At 61.1% G+C, this 642-nt stretch carries 1 pseudogene; it reads left to right on the forward strand.

The features are described from left to right. Positions 1-86: 86 nt before the first annotated feature. Positions 87-642, forward strand: a pseudogene (locus GCN78_RS28865) (IS5 family transposase); the annotation flags it as partial.

Here is a 642-nt window from a genome sequence, read left to right on the forward strand (position 1 = left end):
AGAGCGCCTAACAAAACGTCGTCCAGAGAAACAAACGGCCCCGAAGCTGGTCAAACCCACTTGACATTGTTTTCGGGAGCCGTGCCATGGCCAAAGCCCTTCTTCCTGACGACCTGTGGATACTGATTCAGCCATTGCTGCCAGCACATCGTCCTTCCCCCAAAGGCGGGCGCCCTCGCATTGACGACCGCGCCGCTTTGACCGGCATCCTGTTCGTCCTCAAGACAGGCTTGCCTTGGGAATATCTTCCCCGTGAACTGGGCTGCGGCAGCGGCATGAGTTGCTGGCGGCGCCTGCATGCATGGCAACAGGCCGGTGTGTGGCAACGCATCCATGACGCCATGCTGCAGCACTTGCGGGAATACGACCAGATTCAATGGGAACGCGCCAGTGCCGACTCGGCCAGCGTGCCATCCCCCCCTCGGCGGACAGCATACCGGCCCCAATCCCACCGACCGCGGCAAGCTCGGATGCAAGCACCATCTGCTCGTCGATCAACGCGGTCTGCCTCTGGTGGCGAGCATATCAGGGGCTCAGGTGCATGATTCCCGCATGCTGGTTACCCTGCTTGAGGCCGTTCCTTCAGTAGCAGGGCTTGCCGGCCGTCCACGCAAACGTCCTGCCAAACTGCATGCCGACAAA

The sequence above is a fragment of the Janthinobacterium rivuli genome (genome assembly GCF_009208735.1).
Taxonomy (GTDB): Bacteria; Pseudomonadota; Gammaproteobacteria; order Burkholderiales; family Burkholderiaceae_D; genus Janthinobacterium.